The 16,911-nt window shown below is 64.9% G+C and carries 17 protein-coding genes and 2 pseudogenes; 5 read left to right on the top strand and 14 right to left on the bottom strand.

All coding sequences use genetic code 11. From position 1 onward, the window contains the following. From EV674_RS16570 to EV674_RS16510, 13 genes and pseudogenes are all read right to left on the bottom strand, one after another. Window positions 1-98, bottom strand: a pseudogene (locus EV674_RS16570) (acetaldehyde dehydrogenase (acetylating)); the annotation flags it as partial. Between the two features lie 15 nt (window positions 99-113). Further along, entirely contained in the window at window positions 114-896 is a 783-nt protein-coding gene (gene dmpE / locus EV674_RS16565) for a 2-oxopent-4-enoate hydratase (RefSeq protein ID WP_119014779.1), read from the bottom strand. Window positions 897-903: 7 nt separating this feature from the next. Then, the gene (locus tag EV674_RS16560; protein WP_119014780.1) at window positions 904-1,767 is read right to left on the bottom strand and encodes an alpha/beta fold hydrolase; all 864 of its coding nucleotides are present in this window, start codon (window positions 1,765-1,767) and stop codon (window positions 904-906) included. 12 nt (window positions 1,768-1,779) lie between these two features. Further along, the gene (locus EV674_RS16555) at window positions 1,780-3,234 is read right to left on the bottom strand and encodes a 2-hydroxymuconic semialdehyde dehydrogenase (RefSeq protein WP_119014781.1); all 1,455 of its coding nucleotides are present in this window, start codon (window positions 3,232-3,234) and stop codon (window positions 1,780-1,782) included. Window positions 3,235-3,396: 162 nt separating this feature from the next. Next, window positions 3,397-4,287, bottom strand: coding sequence for a SphA family protein (locus EV674_RS16550; protein ID WP_119014782.1), 891 nt, complete (start codon window positions 4,285-4,287; stop codon window positions 3,397-3,399). 88 nt (window positions 4,288-4,375) lie between these two features. Then, window positions 4,376-5,320: a catechol 2,3-dioxygenase gene (locus EV674_RS16545; RefSeq protein WP_119014783.1), complete on the bottom strand. Its 945-nt coding sequence runs from the start codon at window positions 5,318-5,320 to the stop codon at window positions 4,376-4,378. A 69-nt stretch (window positions 5,321-5,389) separates the two neighbouring features. Then, window positions 5,390-5,743, bottom strand: coding sequence for a 2Fe-2S iron-sulfur cluster-binding protein (locus EV674_RS16540; RefSeq protein WP_119014784.1), 354 nt, complete (start codon window positions 5,741-5,743; stop codon window positions 5,390-5,392). A 15-nt stretch (window positions 5,744-5,758) separates the two neighbouring features. Then, on the bottom strand, window positions 5,759-6,823 hold the full coding sequence (locus tag EV674_RS16535; RefSeq protein WP_119014793.1) for an NADH:ubiquinone reductase (Na(+)-transporting) subunit F: 1,065 nt from the start codon (window positions 6,821-6,823) through the stop codon (window positions 5,759-5,761). Between the two features lie 59 nt (window positions 6,824-6,882). Continuing rightward, the gene (locus tag EV674_RS16530; protein WP_119014785.1) at window positions 6,883-7,239 is read right to left on the bottom strand and encodes a phenol hydroxylase subunit P4; all 357 of its coding nucleotides are present in this window, start codon (window positions 7,237-7,239) and stop codon (window positions 6,883-6,885) included. Further along, entirely contained in the window at window positions 7,236-8,837 is a 1,602-nt protein-coding gene (locus EV674_RS16525; RefSeq protein ID WP_119014786.1) for an aromatic/alkene/methane monooxygenase hydroxylase/oxygenase subunit alpha, read from the bottom strand. Before EV674_RS16525 ends, EV674_RS16530 begins: the two co-directional genes overlap by 4 nt. 40 nt (window positions 8,838-8,877) lie before the next feature. Continuing rightward, a complete protein-coding gene (locus EV674_RS16520) occupies window positions 8,878-9,162 on the bottom strand; it encodes an MmoB/DmpM family protein (RefSeq protein WP_119014794.1) in 285 nt (94 codons plus the stop codon). 11 nt (window positions 9,163-9,173) lie between these two features. Further along, a complete protein-coding gene (locus tag EV674_RS16515; protein WP_119014787.1) occupies window positions 9,174-10,166 on the bottom strand; it encodes an aromatic/alkene monooxygenase hydroxylase subunit beta in 993 nt (330 codons plus the stop codon). Between the two features lie 13 nt (window positions 10,167-10,179). Then, on the bottom strand, window positions 10,180-10,413 hold the full coding sequence (locus EV674_RS16510; protein WP_119014795.1) for a phenol hydroxylase subunit: 234 nt from the start codon (window positions 10,411-10,413) through the stop codon (window positions 10,180-10,182). Between the two features lie 293 nt (window positions 10,414-10,706). Between EV674_RS16510 and EV674_RS16505 the strand changes: the two genes are divergently transcribed. The 5 genes from EV674_RS16505 (at window position 10,707) to EV674_RS16485 (ending at window position 16,819) form a co-directional block, all read left to right on the top strand. Further along, window positions 10,707-12,401 (top strand): sigma 54-interacting transcriptional regulator, encoded by a 1,695-nt coding sequence (locus tag EV674_RS16505; RefSeq protein WP_119014788.1) that lies wholly within the window; start codon window positions 10,707-10,709, stop codon window positions 12,399-12,401. A 17-nt stretch (window positions 12,402-12,418) separates the two neighbouring features. Further along, window positions 12,419-13,177 carry a GntR family transcriptional regulator gene (locus tag EV674_RS16500; RefSeq protein ID WP_119014789.1) on the top strand — a complete coding sequence of 253 codons (759 nt, stop codon included), beginning with the start codon at window positions 12,419-12,421 and terminating at the stop codon, window positions 13,175-13,177. A gap of 142 nt (window positions 13,178-13,319) precedes the next feature. After that, on the top strand, window positions 13,320-13,958 hold the full coding sequence (locus EV674_RS16495; RefSeq protein ID WP_119014790.1) for an MBL fold metallo-hydrolase: 639 nt from the start codon (window positions 13,320-13,322) through the stop codon (window positions 13,956-13,958). 153 nt (window positions 13,959-14,111) lie between these two features. Further along, the gene (locus tag EV674_RS16490; protein ID WP_119014791.1) at window positions 14,112-15,482 is read left to right on the top strand and encodes an MATE family efflux transporter; all 1,371 of its coding nucleotides are present in this window, start codon (window positions 14,112-14,114) and stop codon (window positions 15,480-15,482) included. 146 nt (window positions 15,483-15,628) lie between these two features. Continuing rightward, a complete protein-coding gene (locus tag EV674_RS16485; RefSeq protein WP_119014792.1) occupies window positions 15,629-16,819 on the top strand; it encodes an AAA family ATPase in 1,191 nt (396 codons plus the stop codon). A gap of 8 nt (window positions 16,820-16,827) precedes the next feature. On the opposite strand, the pseudogene EV674_RS16480 reads toward EV674_RS16485, so the two are convergent. Next, window positions 16,828-16,911 (bottom strand): annotated as a pseudogene (locus EV674_RS16480) (IS5/IS1182 family transposase); the annotation flags it as partial.

Below are 16,911 nucleotides of genomic sequence, written 5' to 3'. Positions count from 1 at the left end.
ATCCAGACGGGCTCGAGCACGGGGCTGCGCTGCAGCTTGGCCAGCAGGTCGGTGCCGATGTTGCCTGGGCCTATCAGGGCGCATTTGATTTTTTGCATGGAATGTCTCCTGTCTCAAATAAAGCGCACCGAGCAGCCGCCGATGCCGCCAATGGTCACGCGCAAACTGTCACCGGCCTGCACCGGCACCATGATCCCCAGCGAGCCCGACAGCACCACCTCGCCCGCCTTCAGGCCCATGCCCAGGCGCCCCAGGGTGTTGGCCAGCCAGGCCACGGCATTGGCCGGGTGGCCCAGCGCCGCAGCGCCTGCGCCGGTGGCAACGATCTCGCCGTTCTTCTCCAGCACCATGCCGCAGGTGGCCAAATCGACATCGCGCGGATCGACCAGCCGGTCGCCCAGCACGAACACGCCGCAAGAGGCGTTGTCGGCCACGGTGTCCTGGATCTGGATCTTCCAGTCGCGGATGCGCGAATCGACGATCTCAAAGCAGGCCATCACGCCCTCGGTGGCGGCCATGACATCGGCGGCGGTCACGCCCGGCCCCATCAGGTCTTTTTTCAGGACGAAGGCGATTTCGCCCTCGGCCTTGGGCTGGATCAGCGTGCGGGCCTCGATGGGCTGGCCTTCGTTGTAGACCATGCCATCGAGCAAGATGCCAAAGTCGGGCTGGAACACGCCCAACATGTTCATCACGGCCTGGCTGGTGACACCGATTTTTTTGCCCACGACGCGCTCGCCTGCACCCAGGCGGCGGGCAATCAGCCGCTGCTGGATGGCGTAGGCGTCTTCGATGGTGATGTCGGGGTGGCGGCTCGACAGCGGGTCAAGCACCTGGCACGCCGTCAGCGCGCCATACAGCTCGTCGCCAAGCTGCTCTATTAGGGTGGAGTTCATGGTGTTCTCAAGCGTTCAAAGGAAGGGGTTCATCAGGGCGGGCCTCGGCCAGAAAGTCGCCCACCAGCCGGGCAAAGCGCGCGGCGTGTTCAATTTGTGTCCAGTGGCCGCACTGGCCAAACACATGCAGTTGCGAGCGGACAATCCACTGCGACAACGTCAGCGACGTGGACAGCGGAATCACCTGGTCATCACGGCCATGCACCACCAGCGTGTGGTGCGGCAGCGCCCGGATGGCGGACTCGGGGCTGCACATGGCGTCCACCCAGCGCTGGCGCGGTGCCGGAAACATGGCCGCAAACGATTCCTGAAAACCGGGCTGGATGCTGGCCTCGTAGCGCAGGCGGGCCAGCTCGTCGGTGACCAGGCTGCGGTCATAGGCAAACACATCCAGCAGCTTGCGCATGTTCTCCAGCGATGGCGTGTAGCCCCAGGCCGCATCCAGGCCGGGCGTCAGGGTAAAGGGCACGCCCACGCTGCCCATCAGCACCAGTCGGCGCACCCGCTGCGGGTGGCGAATGGACAGCGCCAAAGCCAGCGCACCGCCAAACGAGTTGCCCACCAGATCGGTTTTCTCAATGCCCAGCGCGTCCAGCACGCCCACGGCCTGGCGCACCCAGGTATCCATGTCGTAGCGCTGGCCGGGCTGGCTCAGATCGAGCCGGTCGGTAAAGCCAAAACCCACCATGTCGGGGGCAATCACCCGGGCCTGCTGGGCCAGCACGGGCATCACCAGGCGCCAGTTGGCCCAGGCCGATACCCCGGCGCCAGAGCCGTGGATCAACAGCACCGGGTGGCCGCTGCCGACATCGTGACAATTGGTGCGGATGCCCGCCGCCACCACCGAGTGGGCGATTTCAGGGTTGCTCATGTCGCAAAGTCCTCAGAGCTTGATGCAGACGTTTTTCAGCTCGGTGTAGAACTCCAGCGAATGCACGCCGCCCTCGCGGCCAATGCCCGATTGCTTGGAGCCGCCAAACGGTGTGCGCAGGTCGCGCAGGAACCAGCTGTTGACCCACGACAGGCCCACCTTCATCTTCTGCGCCACGCGGTGGGCACGCGAGACGTCGCGCGTCCAGATGGCGGTGGCCAGGCCATAGACGTTGTCATTGGCCTTGGCCAGCACTTCTTCTTCGGTGTCGAAGGGGGCAATGTGGCAGCAGGGGCCGAAGATTTCTTCCTTGATGACGCGGGCGGTCTCGGGCAGCCCCGTCCAGATGGTGGGTTGCACCCAGGCGCCCTCGGCAAACCCGGCCCCCATGTCAGGCACACCGCCGCCCGTGACCACGGTGGCGCCTTCGGCCACCGCCAGCTGGTAGTACGACAGCACCTTGGCCTGGTGTTCTTTGCTGATGACGGGGCCCAGTTTGGTGTCGGCATCTTCGGGCAGGCCGATCTTCCAGCCCTCGACCTGCTTTTTCAGCTCGGCCACGAATTTGTCAAAAATGGGGCGCTGCACGTACACGCGCTCGGTGCCCAGGCAGACCTGGCCGCTGTTGACAAACGCCGAGCGCAGCGTGCCTTCAATGGCCGCGTCAAAGTCGGCATCTTCAAAGATGATGGCGGCGTTCTTGCCGCCCATTTCCAGGCTCACGGGGCGTGCGCCCTTGGCGGCAGCCTTCATGATGACCTCGCCGGTGCGGGTTTCGCCGGTGAAGGTGATGGCGTCCACGCCGGGGTGCGTGGTCACAAACTCGCCTGCCGAATCGGGGCCAAAGCCATGCACCACGTTGTACACACCCGGGGGAATGCCCGCCTCGTTCATGACCTCGCCCAGCAAGGCGGCGGTTTGCGGCGTTTCTTCCGAGGGCTTGACCACCACAGTGTTGCCGCAGGCCAGCGCCGGGCCCACCTTCCAGGTCATCAGCAGCAGCGGCAGATTCCAGGGGCAGATCACGCCGACCACGCCCACAGGCGAGCGGTAGCCGTAGTTGATGGCACCACGGCCATCGGGTGTGGCCATCTCGAAAAACTCGGTGGGCACGTTTTTGACCACGTCGGCAAAAACCTTGAAGTTGGCCGCACCGCGTGGAATGTCGATGTGGCTGGCCAGGCTGCGCGGCTTGCCGGTATCGGCGCATTCAGCGGCCAGAAACTCTTCAAAGCGGCGGTTGATGCCATCGGCCACGGCATACAGGCGCTCCACCCGCTCGGCCACACTCATCTGGCCCCAAGGGCCATCGAGGGCAGCGCGCGCAGCCGCCACAGCGGCATCGACCTGCTCACGCCCGGCCTCATGCACCTGTGCAATCACCCCGCCATGCACGGGCGAGTGTTTGTCAAAAGTGCGGCTGCTGGCGACATGCTGGCCGTTGATGAAGTTGAGTACCTGTTTCATGGGATTTTCCTAACGTTGCAGTTCATGCCAGACCCCGGGCCTGCAACGCGGCCCGGGCAATGGTTTCGTCCTGTGCTTTGTGCCCACCAAAGACACCGATGGGACAGCGCCGATGGCCATGCCCCCCACAGTGCAATGGAGGACACGGACACCGGCACTGCCTCAAAAGGCCTTGACCAGCGTCAGGCGCACCAGCGAGCCCTTGGGCTGTGGACCGGTGCCCGCCTCTGCGCGCAGCTCTTTGTAGACAGCGCCTTTGAGGGCCAGGCCCGGTGCCATGGGGTACACCACCTCCGCGCCCAGCGCATGGCGCGAGGATTTGTTCAGGCTGGCCCCAGGGCCGCTGTCGTTGCTGGTTTGCCACTGGCTGTAGCCCACCACACCGGCCTGCACCGGGCCAAAGGCTTTGCCCAGGCCCCACTCCATGGTCACCTGGTTGCCGTGGCGCAGGCCGCTGTCGGTTTTGCCGTGGCGCTCAAAACGCAGCAGGGCAGAGCCGCTGAGGGTTTTGGCCGTGTCAAAGTAATACGTCAGGCCACCGGTGAGCATGGTGCTTTTGAAGCCCTTGCCTGCCGAGGCCGGTTGGCCGGTGCTGCCCGAATCAAGCCACATGCCCGCAGCCGCCACGGCGTCCCACTGCGTGCCGTGCCAGCCCAGCACCAGCGGCCCGACATAGACATCGCCCACACCCGAGCGGCTGTCGGAAATACCCGCCGCGTTGATGGTCAGCGAAGTGCGCAGCAGCGGCACGATGGCCTCGACGCCGTAGTCCGCGCCCAGCACTTGGTGGCCGGTCATCCAGACAAAGCGGTTGGCCAGCGCCGTCACGGTGCCGCTGTTGTGGCCCGGCAGGTTGGTGCTGGAGCCCGGCGCACGAAAGCTGTTGATGTTGTAGTTGACCAGGTAGCCCAGGTAATAGACGCCCGGCGGGGGGGCGCTGGCAGCCTGTATGCCTTCCACGCCCGGCACATAGTGGCCTTCGGCCTGCGCAGCCAGGGGAGACAGGCCCGCCAACAGCGCCAGTGCGGCGCTGGCTATCGCGTTCTTTTTCATCGGTGTTCTTTCTTGGAGGCGGTGGTGCGGGGCGCCACCCGCAGTGCAGGCGCGCCCCGGCAAAAGGGGTGCAAGGGGCAGCCGGGGCTCAGGTGTACACGTCGGTGAAAGAGGCCACCAGTTCGCCCGTGTGATAAAAAATTCCGCTGCCCAGGCGGTCTTCGCTCCAAGTGGTCACGGGGCGGTCGGGCTGCGCCAGGTAGCCCAGGCCGGCAAAGGTTTCGTTGCGGTTGCCGCTGGGGTCAAAGAAGTAGATGGTTTCGCCGCGCGTGATGCCGTGGCGTGTGGGGGCCACGTCGATCTTGACCTTCTTCTTGGCCATGACGTCGGCGGCCTTGAGCACGTCATGCCACGAGTCCAGGAAGAACGCGATGTGGTGCAGGCCGCTGACCGGGCCACCCACGAAAGCGATGTCGTGCGGTGTGCTGGTGCGCGCCATCCAGGTGGCAGCCTGCATATCGCCGTTGGGGCCAACCAGAATCTGCTCGGTCAGGAAAAAGTCCAGGCACTCTTTCATGAAACGGGTGTTGTCCTGCACGGTGTTGATGCCCGCCTCGGGGTTCATCTCGCACATCAGCAGGCAGTGGTCCAGCCAGTGCGCGCCCGCACCCCGGATGCCATCGGGCCATGGATCGGGGTTGAGCGTCCCCACGTCAGTGCCGACATATTCCTTGCTGGCATACAGGCGCATTTCGTGGCCGCTGGGCAGGTTGAATTGCAGCATGCGGCCCGTGGAGGGCAGCGCACCTTCATCCAGCCAGGTGGTGGCAACGCCCCAGGCTTCGATGCGCGCCTGAAAAACGTCCAGGTCTTCGTCCTTCTCAACTTTGTAGGCGACGTGGTTGATGCCCGCACGGTCGCTGGGCGTCAGGATCAGGGAGTATTTGTCCCACTCGTCCCAGCACTTCAGGTACACGTTACCTGCGTTGTCCTTCATCGTGGTTTTCAGGCCCAGCACTTCTTCGTAATGCTTGACGGCTGCATCCACATCCATGACGCGAATGCTGATATGCCCAATTCGTAAAACGCCCATTGCATGTCTCCTTGTGGTTAGTGAAATCGTTGGCTATCTGTCGTGGGGAAAAAAACCAGGCACCGGCACTCAAGCGGCTGCGGGGGTGGGGGCGCCCAGTGCGCGGCCCAGAAAAGGTTTGCGCAGCAGCGGCGTTACCTCCAGGCGCACGGGCTCCAGGGGGGCAACGCGGCAGGCCAGGGTGCAGCCTTGGGCTTCTTCAGACTGGCTGACATGGGCACGGCTGATCGGGCCCAGTGGCCGCACTGCGCCCTCCAAAATGCGCACCTTGCAGACACCGCAGCCACCATTGACACACCCAGCCGGAATGCCTTTGCGCCCCAGGCGCAACATGCCTGTCAGCAGGCTCTCATGGGCAGCGCAGTCAAAGCTGTCGCCGGTTTGCGCCACCGTGATGCGCAGGGTCGAAGCAGGCAAAGTCATGGACTGGCCCCCCGGTCAGATGCTGCGGAACAGCGGGCTGCGCGTTTTTTGTGCATCGGCAGCCGAGAGAAACTTCTCGGTGTAGATGTCGCGCTCAAACAAGCGGCCTTGCATCAGCGTGCCAATGCAGGCTTCGATCATGGGTGGCGGGCCACACAGATAGGCCTTGTGACCCACAAAGTTGCCGCTGAAATGCGCCTGGGCGGCCTCATGCACAAAGCCGCGCGCGCCCGTCCACTGCGTCCCTTCGGGCACCTCGGACAGCACCGGCACGTAGTTGAAATTGGCATGCCGGGCGGCCAAGGCGCGAAATTCAGCGTCGTAGTACAGCTCGTCCAGCGCACGCTGGCCGTACACCAGCGTGATGGGCTGGGTGCAGCCCTGGGCCAGCAGCTCCAGAATCATCGAGCGCGGGCTGGACAGCCCCGAGCCACCGGCCATGAACACCATCGGCAGCTGGGCCGATTGGCGCACAAAGAAGCGGCCATAGGGGCCGGTGATCTGCACCGTATCGCCTTCGTGCAACGACTGGTGCAGCCATGTGGTGCCAGCGCCACCAGGCACCAGGCGCACGTTCAGTTCGATCTCGCTGCTCTGGCCATCGGCACCGGGCGCGTTGGCAATCGAGAAAGCACGGCCCCCTTCCACGCCCGGAATCTGCACCTGCACGTACTGACCGGCCTGAAAGCGAATCGGCTGGTTCAGGCGCAAATGCAGCGCCTTGATGGTGGGCGTGAGCTGCTCAATGCGCAACACGGTGGCGCTGAAATCGCGCACCGGAATGACCTGGGCATCGGGTTCGTCCTCGATGTCGGCCTCGATGGTGGCGTCCGATTGCAACGTGGCGCAGCAGGCCAGGGTCATGCCGTCGTCGCGCTCCATCTCCATCAGCGCAAACGGATTGGCCGCGCCGTGGTCCACCTCGCCGTCTGTCACCTGCACCTTGCAGGTGCCACACAAACCGTGGCCGCAGGCGTGCGGAATGTAGATGCCCTGGCGCAGCGCGGCGTCGAGCAAGGTCTGGCCGTCTTCCACCTCAATGGTGGCGCCCAGGGGTTCAAGGGTGAGTTGGTAGCTCATGGTGTGGGGGGTGCCGCCGGGCGCCACTGCGCACCCGGCGGCTGGCCTTGCGTGAACGGTTAACTGAACGATCCGCCAATGCCGGTCAGGCCCGGCGTGCGAAAACGGATCACGTCCTTGTGGCCCAGGCCGTTGTCCTGCAACGACTTGGCCGGGTCGGGCGTCCACGGCTGGCCGGACTTGAACCACTCGACACAGCCCCAGTCGATCTTGGCAAAGTCGGGGTGGTAGCCATAGATGCCGGGCAGCACGGCCTGGGCCAGTGCGCCAAACGGCGTGTCGGCGGGCAGCGGCAGCGCCACCGGAGCGCAAAACAGCAGGTGGTCTTCCCAGCCGATGTAAAGCAGGGGCGCGGGGAAGTTCTCGCGCACATCCTTGGCCGGAAAGTGGTAAGGCTTGAGGGCGGTCACGCTCATGGCTTTGCTCCTTGGTCTGCGCTGCTGTCGGAAGCTGCTTGCGCAGGTGGGACGCGCGCTGCATCGCCACGCCAGGCAGCAAAGTTCTTTTGGTCTTCAGAACCTTCAAAGTCGAAGTTGTCGCGCCCCACCTCCAGCTCGTACCAGTCCAGCACGGCCATCAGCGGATCGAATCCTTCGGCGCTGGGGTCGGTGCCCGGCTTGAAGCAGTGGCCCTGGTAAATCTGGTGTACCGGCAGCCACGACTGGACGTATTTTTCCGGCTCGTGGTCGAAGATTTCTTTGCAACCGTCGCTGCAAAAGTGGTACTTGTCGCCCTGGTAGTCCGATTCGCGGTAGCAAATCTTGGTCGGATCGCCCGGCTCGGTAAACACCATCGGAATCTGGCAGGTGGTGCACAGCATGGGCAGCGTCTTGTTGTAGAAGCGATTGCCTTGTTCTTGCTGCGTGCGCAGGTGCTCCAGGCGGGGGCGGTAGTACTTGTCGAAGGTGTCGGGGTACTTCTCGCTCAGCCACTGCATCTCTTCTTCCTTGGGAATCCAGGTGTGGAAGGGCGCGGCGGCGCAGTAGTTGTAGAAGGTGTTCCAGGCTTGGTGGCTGATGTGGTCTTTGCCCTCACAGGCCTGCTTCCAGCCCTTGGGCTCACGGATGCCGTAGCGTGCCAGGTCGCGGAACAGGGCGCCGCCGTTTTGCTCGGCGTACATCTCCCAGGCTTCTTTCCAGCTCATCACGCGCTTGGGCAGCATGTAGTCCTGCATCATGGCCACCAGCGTCAGCACGCGGTAGCCGCGCCAGAACCACTTGTCGATCCACTTTTGCACGATGGGCACGTTGGCCGGGTCTTGCTCCAGCATGAACTTGATGCACTCAATGCCCAGCGTCATGTGGCGCGACTCGTCCGACTGGGCCGAGAAACCAAACGTCACGGTACTCATGTCGCCGTTGTGCGCCGCACCGCTCATGAAGGGCACAAACAGCAGGTTGGTCAGCACGTATTCGAACGAGAAGCTCACTGCCGTCAGGAACTCGAACGGCCCGCCGGTCGAGGCATCTTCAAAGAACGACTTGGGCACCGACAAATACCAGACCCGGTCAAACCAGTGGCTGGACTTGTGCATGCCGTTGAAGTACTTGTTGTAGTGCGACAGGGCGTGCGTCTCGGTCTGGAAGTGGCGCAGCTCGTCCACCGCCTGCATCTGCGAGGCCACGCGCGCGCCCGCGCCGGTGAAGTGGCGGCCCACGTGGGCAAAGCCCCGGTGGGCGTAGTACTCCAGCGGCACCACACCCTGAATGAACAGCTTGAGCGCATTGACGTAGCGCGCATCCGAGATGCTGAGCTGGCCGTTGTTCTGGGCAAACGCCTCGATCACGGCGTAGAGTTTTTTCTCTTTCTCGCCCTGGTACTTCCAGTAGGCGTCCATGGTCAGGCGGAAGGGGTCTTCCCACTTGTCCCAGTCGTGGATCTTGATGCCCTCGTACTTGTCGTAAGGGAACACCTTGTCCATCGGCTGGTAGGTGGTGTCCCAGGCCAAACCGCGCGTCATCGCGGAGTAGCGCTCTTTGAGGCCGAGCTTTTTCTTGCTCACGGGTGCGTCCATGGTCTTGTCTCCTTGGTGTGGGGGTGCGTGGGGCCGCGGTTCAGCGCAGCCAGCTCAGTGACAACTCGTCGTCGTCCTCGTCGATGTGGCCCGAGAGCGTCACGAGGTTGACGTGGATTTGCTGCAAATCGAAGCGCTGGCCGGTCTGCTCTTCAATGGTTTCGCGGCGCACGACCAGGCGCCCGGGGGCGTCGATCTTCACCAGCCCTGGCGAATGCACGGCAGTGGCTTCGGGGTTGTCGACCAGGATGGCGTCGATGATCGGGCGGGACTCTTCGTTGTCCTGAAAGGCGATGAAGACGTTGGAAACAACAGGGGCGTTCATGGGCATGCTCCTCAGACGGCCAGACCGGCCTTGCGGGCGCGGGCCGTGAGCGCATCGCGCACCGCCTGCAAAGACGGGGCGCCAGCGCCGCCCAGGGCGATCTCGGCGATGGGTGCCAGCGCCGCTTGCGCCTGGTCGGCATAGCGCTGGAACCAGCTGCTGATGAGCGAGTGGTTGTCGGCGTTTTCAGCGGCAGCCACCTTGACCACGGCATCAATCCAGCGGGCGCTCTCGGCGTGCCATTCGGGCATGAACGAGGTCAGCATGGCCACGGCGGTACCGCCCTGCACGGTCAGGTGGTCGTCCACAAAATGGCCATAGACCAGCGGGTACAGCAGGCCGTCGATGGCCAGGTTCTGCGCCACAAACAGCTCAAACGGGTCTTGGATGACCAGCGTGTCTTCAACCAGGCGGCGCAGCACCTGCCAGCGCGGGTCTTGCAGCCAGGTGTTTTTGCCAGCCTCCAGCGCAGCGGGCTCGCCCAGCGCCAGGCCCAGGCGGGTGAGGTACTGCGCCACACCCAGCGCATCCATGGCATGGAACATGGCCGGTGCCGTGAACGCCGTGCCATAGCCGCGCGAGCAGATGGTGCAGTTGTTCATGTTGGCACCCCAGGCCGCGTGGCGCAGCGGCACCAGCACATCGCTGGCCTTGGCGCGCAGGGCATCGGGCATCTTGTCGATCAGGCCGCGCGATTCGACGAACTGGTAGTTGGCCTCCATCGCTTCTTGCTGGCGGGCGCGGGCCATCGTCCAGTTGGCGTAGTAGTACTGGCGCGGGTCGCGCAACACATACCAGTCGGCCAGTTTGACCGCCGTGCGCCCGGTGTCGAACAGCTCGAACTCGGGCTCCCAGGTGGGACGGTAATGGAAGTTGGCCGTGGGCTGCACGCCCAGGGTGGCCTCCTGGTAGCGCGAGGCCACCTTGTCGCCGTGGTAAGCGGCCACGCGGGCAAAGGTGTTGCGCAGCGGCGTGATCTCTCGCGCTTGCAGGTCAATGTTCATGTGCTTTGTCTCCTCAAACGGTGGTGGAAGCCGGGCTTTCAGCGCCCTCGTCCAGCCAGCGCACCTGGTGCGTCTGGCAGAACGCCTCGAAGGCCGGTTGCGGCAGCATCAACTCCACCGCCAGCTCGGGCCATCCGATCGAAAACTCGAACTCGACAAGGCCATTGCCCCTTCTTTGCAGGACACGGACAAACTTGCGCGAGACATCGCAGGGCAGGTCGTTCATGGCCATTGGCTCAGGGTTCATTGCGGGCTCCTTGGGGTTGGCTTTGCACGTCAGGTAGTGCATGGGCCGTGCCAGCTTTCTGCACCCACCCCAGAAATATCGATAAAACAAGGGTTAGTCCCTAGAAAAACCGGCCTTTTCAGGGCCCTGCGGCCTGATGCACCGCACACGCCTTTCGCCATGCGGTATTTGCCGCGCTGCAACGTTATCAATTGATGAAAACCACGCCAAAACACTTCATGATTTGGTGGATGCACGCAAAACATCGGGTTAACCCGGTCATGGGCCAGCGATAATTTATCGATAGTCTTGGAATGTCTGCTCCCTCCATGCCCCCCTTGCCCTCCGATGCCGACCTGCGCCGACTGGTGCATTTTTCTGCGGGCGATGGCCGCATCTGGCTGTCGGGCCAGCGCATGGTGCTGGTGCATGCCGCAGCGCTGCACGCCTTGCGCCGGGAGCTGATGGGCACCCTGGGACGCGCCCAGACGCGCCGCCTGCTGCTGCGCGCGGGCTACGCCTCGGGCGAGCGCGATGCGCTGCTGGCGCGCCAGGTGCGCCCCGACGCCCCGCTGCTGGACGTGTTTGCCGTGGGCCCGCAGTTGCACATGCTCGAAGGCGCGGTGCAGGTCACGCCGCTGGCATTCGAGATCGACGAGGCCGCCGGGCACTTTCTGGGCCAGTTCCGCTGGGACCACAGCTGGGAGGCCGAGGCCCAGGTGCGGGACTTCGGCCCACAAGAAGAGCCCGCCTGCTGGATGCTGCTGGGCTATGCCTCGGGCTACACCAGCGCGTTCTTCAAGCGCTCGGTGCTGTTCAAGGAAGTGCAATGCGCCGCCTGCGGCCACGACCACTGCCGCATCGAAGGCCGCTTTGCCGAAGCCTGGCCCGACAGCGAAGCCATGGCCCGCGACTACGACCCCGACTCGGTGCTGGTGCAGCTCGATGAGCTGCAATCGCAGGTGCAAACCCTGCGCACCCAGCTGCAACCGGCCGACGAACTGGGCCCGCTGATCGGGCGCTCGCGGGCATTTGAGCAAACCGCTGCCCTCTTGCGCAAAGCCGCCGCCACCCAGGTCACGGTGCTGCTCACCGGCGAAACCGGCGTGGGCAAAGAGCGCTTTGCCCGCGCCCTGCACGCCATGGGCACGCGCGCTGACAAGCCCTTTGTGGCCATCAACTGCGCCGCCCTGCCCGCCGAGCTGATCGAGAGCGAGCTGTTCGGCGCAGAAAAAGGCGCCTACACCGGTGCGGCCAGCGCCCGCATGGGCCGCTTTGAGCGCGCCCACGGCGGCACGCTGATGCTCGACGAACTGGGTGAGCTGCCCCTGCCCGCGCAGGCCAAGCTGCTGCGCGTGCTGCAAACCGGCGAGATCGAGCGCCTGGGCGGCCACGAGGCCCGGCGCGTGGACGTGCGTGTGGTGGCCGCCACCAACGTCGATCTGGAGCAGGCCGTGCAGGAAGGGCGCTTTCGGCGCGACCTGCTCTACCGCCTGAACATCTACCCCATTCGCATCCCGCCCCTGCGCGAGCGCGCCGACGACATCGAGCTGCTGGCCATGCACCTGCTGCAAAAGTACGCCGTGCGCCACGGCAAGCGATTGGCCGGGTTTACCGACCGCGCCCTGCTGGCCATGCGTGCCCACGCCTGGCCGGGCAACGTGCGCGAGCTGGAGAACCTGATCGAGCGCGGTGTCATCCTCACGCCCTCGGACGAGAGCGTGGACGCCGACTTGCTGTTTCCGCACATCACCATGCAGGCGGGCGCCACCGTCAACGCGCGCGGCGCGCTCGAGCGCACCGTGGCCGCGCCCGCCCACCAGGCCGCCTCGCTGTACGACACGCTGCTGCACAGCGGCCTGTCGCTGGAGGCGCTGGAAGACACGCTGATCCGCGAGGCCGTGGCCCGCGCCGGAGGCAACCTCTCGGCAGCCGCGCGCGCCCTGGGCCTGACGCGGCCCCAACTGAGCTACCGGCTGTCGCGCCTGAACGAGCGCGCCCAGCCCTGACCCCACCCTGCACCACCATGGCCAAACGCACTTTTTTACCGGCCACCGCCAGCGCCGGGCTGCACGACGGCGCCGCCGCCCCCTCGCGCACCCTGATCGAGCAAACCTACGCGGCGCTGCGCAACGACATCATCGAAGGCCGGCTGGAGCCGGGCAGCAAGCTGCGCATCGAGCACCTGCGCGGCCAGTACAGCGTGGGCGCAGGCACGCTGCGCGAGGCCATCACCCGGCTGGCCAGCGATGCCCTGGTCACCAGCGAAGGGCAACGCGGCTTTCGGGTGGCGCCCATCGCCCTGGAAGAACTGGAAGACCTGACCCGGCTGCGCGTGCAAGTAGAAATCGAAGCCCTGCGCCAATCCATACGCCACGGCGGGGCCGCCTGGCGCGTGGCCGTGCGCAGCAGCTACGAGGCCATTTCTGCCCTGGAGCAGCCCATAGAGCCCGCACACCGGCGGCAGTGGGAAACCCTGAACGTGCGCTTTCACGAAACCCTGCTGGCGGGCCAGGCGTCGCCCTGGACGCAGAAAGTGCTGCGCCTGCTCTCGCGCCACGGCGAGCGCTACCGGCGCTACGCCATGGGCCTGCCCGGCTCGGTGCGCGACGTCCATGCCGAGCACACCGAAATCTGCGAGCTGGCCCTGGCAGGCCACGAAGCGCGCGCCGCCCTGGCGCTGGAGGCGCACATCCGCGCCACCCCCGACCTGCTGGCGCAGGCCCTGCGCAGTGGCCGGCTGGTGCTGCCCGGCGGCAGCGACGACGCGAGCGCTGGCGCCTGAGCCGCGCAGCCCGGCACCGCCGCACTGACCACCAGCAGGCCACGCGCTTGCGGGGGCTGACACTACAGGGGCACAGCGCCGGTGCTACGCTTGCCGGCCATTTGTCATGGCACCTGATTTTTTCTGTTGCTGCACCACCCCCATGCTCCACTACCACACCGTCCCCGTCACGCCCTTCCAGCAAAACTGCTCCATCGTCTGGTGCGACGCCACGCACCAGGCCGCCGTCATTGACCCCGGTGGCGACCTCGACCTGCTGCTGGCCGAAGTCCAGCGCCTGGGCCTGACGCTGACACAAATCTGGCTCACCCACGGCCACATCGACCACGCGGGCGGCACCGGCGAGCTGGCCCAGCGCCTCTCCCTGCCCATCGTCGGCCCGCACCCGGGCGACCAGTTCTGGATCGACGGCCTGCCCCAGCAAAGCGTGCAATTTGGCTTTGCGCCCGCGCAGCCCTTTGCCCCCACGCGCTGGCTGCACGACGGTGACACCGTGCAAATTGGCCACGAGACTTTGAACGTGCGCCACTGCCCCGGCCACACGCCGGGCCATGTGGTGTTCCACGCCCCGCAAATCGACCGCGCCTTTGTCGGCGACGTGCTGTTTGCCGGCAGCATTGGGCGCACCGATTTCCCCCAGGGCAACCACCAGCAGCTCATCGACAGCATCACCCAGCGCCTGTGGCCCATGGGCGACCAGACCGTGTTCATCCCCGGCCACGGCCCCGAGAGCACCTTTGGCCGCGAGCGCCAGAGCAACCCCTACGTGGGCGGCACCTGACTCGGGGCAGCGGGAAGCACGCGCCCACAAATAATGGTCAAATCGGCTTCCAAGGCGCTCCCACGGTGCGCCATAAGCTATTGATTTAAGAGCGCCCTGCGGGCGTGCGGCCCCTGCGGCGTAGCGTGCGCCCGCCCCTCCCCCCTTTGTGCGATGTCTGACCTCTCCCTCATTGCCCGCCACGCGGGCACCGTGCTGACCGGCCAACTGGCCGTGATGGCTTTTGGTATCACCGACACCATCGTGGCCGGGCGCCATGCCGAGGCGTCGCTGGCGGCGCTGTCGGTGGCGTCGGCAATTTTTGTCAGCGTGTACGTGGCCCTGACCGGCGTGCTGCAAGCGCTGCTGCCGGTGTGGTCAGAGCAGCGCGGCGCCCACCGGCCCGAGGCCATCGGCCAGTCGCTGCGCCAGGGGCTGTACCTGTGCGCGCTGGCCTCGGTGGCCGGGGCGGCGGTATTGCTGTCGCCGGGGCCGCTGCTGGGCGCCGCCGGTGTGCCGCCCGCGCTGCACGCGCCCGTGGAGCGCTACCTGGCCGTGCTGGCCACGGCGCTGCCGCTGGCGCTGCTGTTTCGGCTGTTCAGCACGCTCAACCAGGCGCTGGGCCAGCCCCGGCTGGTCACGCACATCCAGGTGCTGGGCCTGGTGCTGAAGGTGCCTTTGTCGATCTGGCTGACCTTTGGTGGCGCAGGTCTGCCCGCACTGGGCGTGGAGGGCTGCGCCTGGGCCACGCTGCTGGTGCAGGCGGCCATGCTGGCCACGGCGCTGTGGCTGGCGCGCACCCAGGCGCTGTACCGGCCACTGCGCCTGTGGCAGCGGCTGGAGCGCCCCGATGGCCGCCAGCTGCGCCACTTTGCCCGCCTGGGCGTGCCCGCCGGGCTGGCGATTCTGGTGGAAGTGACCTCGTTCACGCTGATGGCGCTGTTCATTGCCCGCCAGGGCACCACGGCAGCGGGCGCGCACCAGATCGCCGCCAACCTGGCCGCCGTGCTCTACATGGTGCCGCTGTCGCTGGCCATTGCCACCAGCGCGCGCGTGAGCTTCTGGCGCGGCGCCGGTGACGAGGCCCGCGCCCGCCTGGCCGCTTTGACAGGTTTCAAGGCGGTAGGGCTGATGGCGATTGCGCTGGCAGCTCTTTTATTCATAGCAAAAGACGCGGTGGTCACGCTCTACTCCGGCCATGCGGCGGTGGTGGCGGTGGGCGCGCCGCTGGTGGCGTGGGTGGCGCTGTACCACCTGGTGGATGCAGTGCAGTGCTTTTGCATTTTTGTGCTGCGCTGCTACCGCATCACGATCGCGCCGCTGGTGGTGTACAGCCTGCTGCTGTGGGGCGCGGGCCTGGGCGGCGGCTATGTGCTGGCCTACCACGGCTGGGGCCCCTGGCCCGCCCAGCCCACGCCCGCCGTGTTCTGGATCACCAGCGCAGCGGCGCTGGCCGTCACAGCGCTGGCCTTTGTCGCCATGCTGCGGCGCTGCCTGGCACGGGCGGATGGCGCGGCTGAGAATTTGAACGAAAACAGGCGGTAACGAGCCTCCAGCAAGCGCGAATTCATGCGGCCAGCAATCGCTGGCAAGGCATTCAAATAGACCGAAGCCGATGGCAATCGCCATGCAAAAACATAACACTCACGCATAATCAACAAATAATTGTTAAAAATCATCGAGCAAATCCATTGCTGCACACTCTTCGCTTCTCGAATTTCTTCTCTTTCGCGGACGAGACCGAAGTGTCTTTCGTCCTCGACTCCCACTCCAACGGTACGGAGAGCAGCTTCGCGTCCACCGCCACTGACCGTCGCCTGAGCAAGCTGCTGGCCGTGGTGGGCGCGAATGGCGCGGGCAAAACCAACGTCATCAAGGCGCTGGATTTCGTGTGCTGGTTTGTGACCAAATCGTTTTTCATGGAACCCGGACGAAGCCTCGCAGTGCAACCGCACGCGCTCGAGGACAGCGGCGCCAGCCACTTCGAGCTGGAGTTCGAGGCCAGCGGCAAGCTCTACCGCTATGCCTTGGCCTTGAACAAAGAGCGGGTTCTGTCCGAGTCCTTGCGCGTCAAGACCAGCCGCTTGTTCAGCACCCTGTTCACCCGGCAGTGGAATGCGCAAACGGGCACAGAATCCATCAAGCAGCCGCACTTCGGCCTGCCACAAAAGCAGGCGGAGAAGGTCAAGCCGCTGGCCTCCCTGATCTCCATGGCAGAGCAGTTTGGCGTGGAAACCGCACACACGATTGTCCAAGCCCTTGGCCGCCGCCACAGCAATGTGGGCGCCATGGGTCGGCAGGCGTTTCAGGCACCGGATGTGCTCGGTGCGGCAGAATTTTTCGCTGACAGTGAGGCACACCGGGCCCGGATGGCCACCCTGTTGCACCAGTGGGATTTCGGCCTGAAGGACGTGCGCCTGGAAACCTTGCGCACCATCAGGGAAGGCAAGGAAGAAAAGGTTCTGGTGCCTTTCGGCATCCACAGCGATGGCGAACGTGAGATGAAGTTGCCCATGTTGGCCGAGTCCAGTGGTACGCAAGCGGCGTTTGTACTGCTTGCCGATCTGCTGCCCATCTTGGCGGAAGGCGGCACGGTGGTCTTTGACGAACTGGAATCCGATCTGCACCCGCTGATGTTGGAGCCGATACTGAACCTGTTCATCAGCCCCAAGACCAACCCGCACAACGCGCAGATGGTCTTCACCTGCCATTCGGTAGAAATCCTGAATCTGCTCAAAAAGGGCCAGATCATGCTGGTAGAGAAAAACGAACGCTGCCGCAGCGAGGCTTGGCGCCTGTCAGACATGGAAGGTGTGCGTGCGGACGACAACTTCTACGCCAAGTACATGGCAGGCGCCTACGGCGCGGTGCCCATGCTGTAAGAACGTGTTCAAAGTCTTTTGAGCATTAGCGCCAAGAATGCTAGATGGATGAATTGCAAACTGGTATTGAGCCAACGCTCGCAGTTCTTCCA

This window comes from Simplicispira metamorpha (assembly GCF_004341365.1).
Lineage (GTDB): Bacteria > Pseudomonadota > Gammaproteobacteria > Burkholderiales > Burkholderiaceae_C > Simplicispira > Simplicispira metamorpha.
This window is presented reverse-complemented; position numbering and strand designations above follow the sequence as displayed.

Coding starts and splice junctions, on each gene's coding strand:
- dmpE (WP_119014779.1), bottom strand. CDS start 896: ATGAACTCCACCCTAATAGAGCAGCTTGGCGACGAGCTGTATGGCGCG.
- EV674_RS16560 (WP_119014780.1), bottom strand. CDS start 1,767: ATGAGCAACCCTGAAATCGCCCACTCGGTGGTGGCGGCGGGCATCCGC.
- EV674_RS16555 (WP_119014781.1), bottom strand. CDS start 3,234: ATGAAACAGGTACTCAACTTCATCAACGGCCAGCATGTCGCCAGCAGC.
- EV674_RS16550 (WP_119014782.1), bottom strand. CDS start 4,287: ATGAAAAAGAACGCGATAGCCAGCGCCGCACTGGCGCTGTTGGCGGGC.
- EV674_RS16545 (WP_119014783.1), bottom strand. CDS start 5,320: ATGGGCGTTTTACGAATTGGGCATATCAGCATTCGCGTCATGGATGTG.
- EV674_RS16540 (WP_119014784.1), bottom strand. CDS start 5,743: ATGACTTTGCCTGCTTCGACCCTGCGCATCACGGTGGCGCAAACCGGC.
- EV674_RS16535 (WP_119014793.1), bottom strand. CDS start 6,823: ATGAGCTACCAACTCACCCTTGAACCCCTGGGCGCCACCATTGAGGTG.
- EV674_RS16530 (WP_119014785.1), bottom strand. CDS start 7,239: ATGAGCGTGACCGCCCTCAAGCCTTACCACTTTCCGGCCAAGGATGTG.
- EV674_RS16525 (WP_119014786.1), bottom strand. CDS start 8,837: ATGGACGCACCCGTGAGCAAGAAAAAGCTCGGCCTCAAAGAGCGCTAC.
- EV674_RS16520 (WP_119014794.1), bottom strand. CDS start 9,162: ATGAACGCCCCTGTTGTTTCCAACGTCTTCATCGCCTTTCAGGACAAC.
- EV674_RS16515 (WP_119014787.1), bottom strand. CDS start 10,166: ATGAACATTGACCTGCAAGCGCGAGAGATCACGCCGCTGCGCAACACC.
- EV674_RS16510 (WP_119014795.1), bottom strand. CDS start 10,413: ATGAACCCTGAGCCAATGGCCATGAACGACCTGCCCTGCGATGTCTCG.
- EV674_RS16505 (WP_119014788.1), top strand. CDS start 10,707: ATGTCTGCTCCCTCCATGCCCCCCTTGCCCTCCGATGCCGACCTGCGC.
- EV674_RS16500 (WP_119014789.1), top strand. CDS start 12,419: ATGGCCAAACGCACTTTTTTACCGGCCACCGCCAGCGCCGGGCTGCAC.
- EV674_RS16495 (WP_119014790.1), top strand. CDS start 13,320: ATGCTCCACTACCACACCGTCCCCGTCACGCCCTTCCAGCAAAACTGC.
- EV674_RS16490 (WP_119014791.1), top strand. CDS start 14,112: ATGTCTGACCTCTCCCTCATTGCCCGCCACGCGGGCACCGTGCTGACC.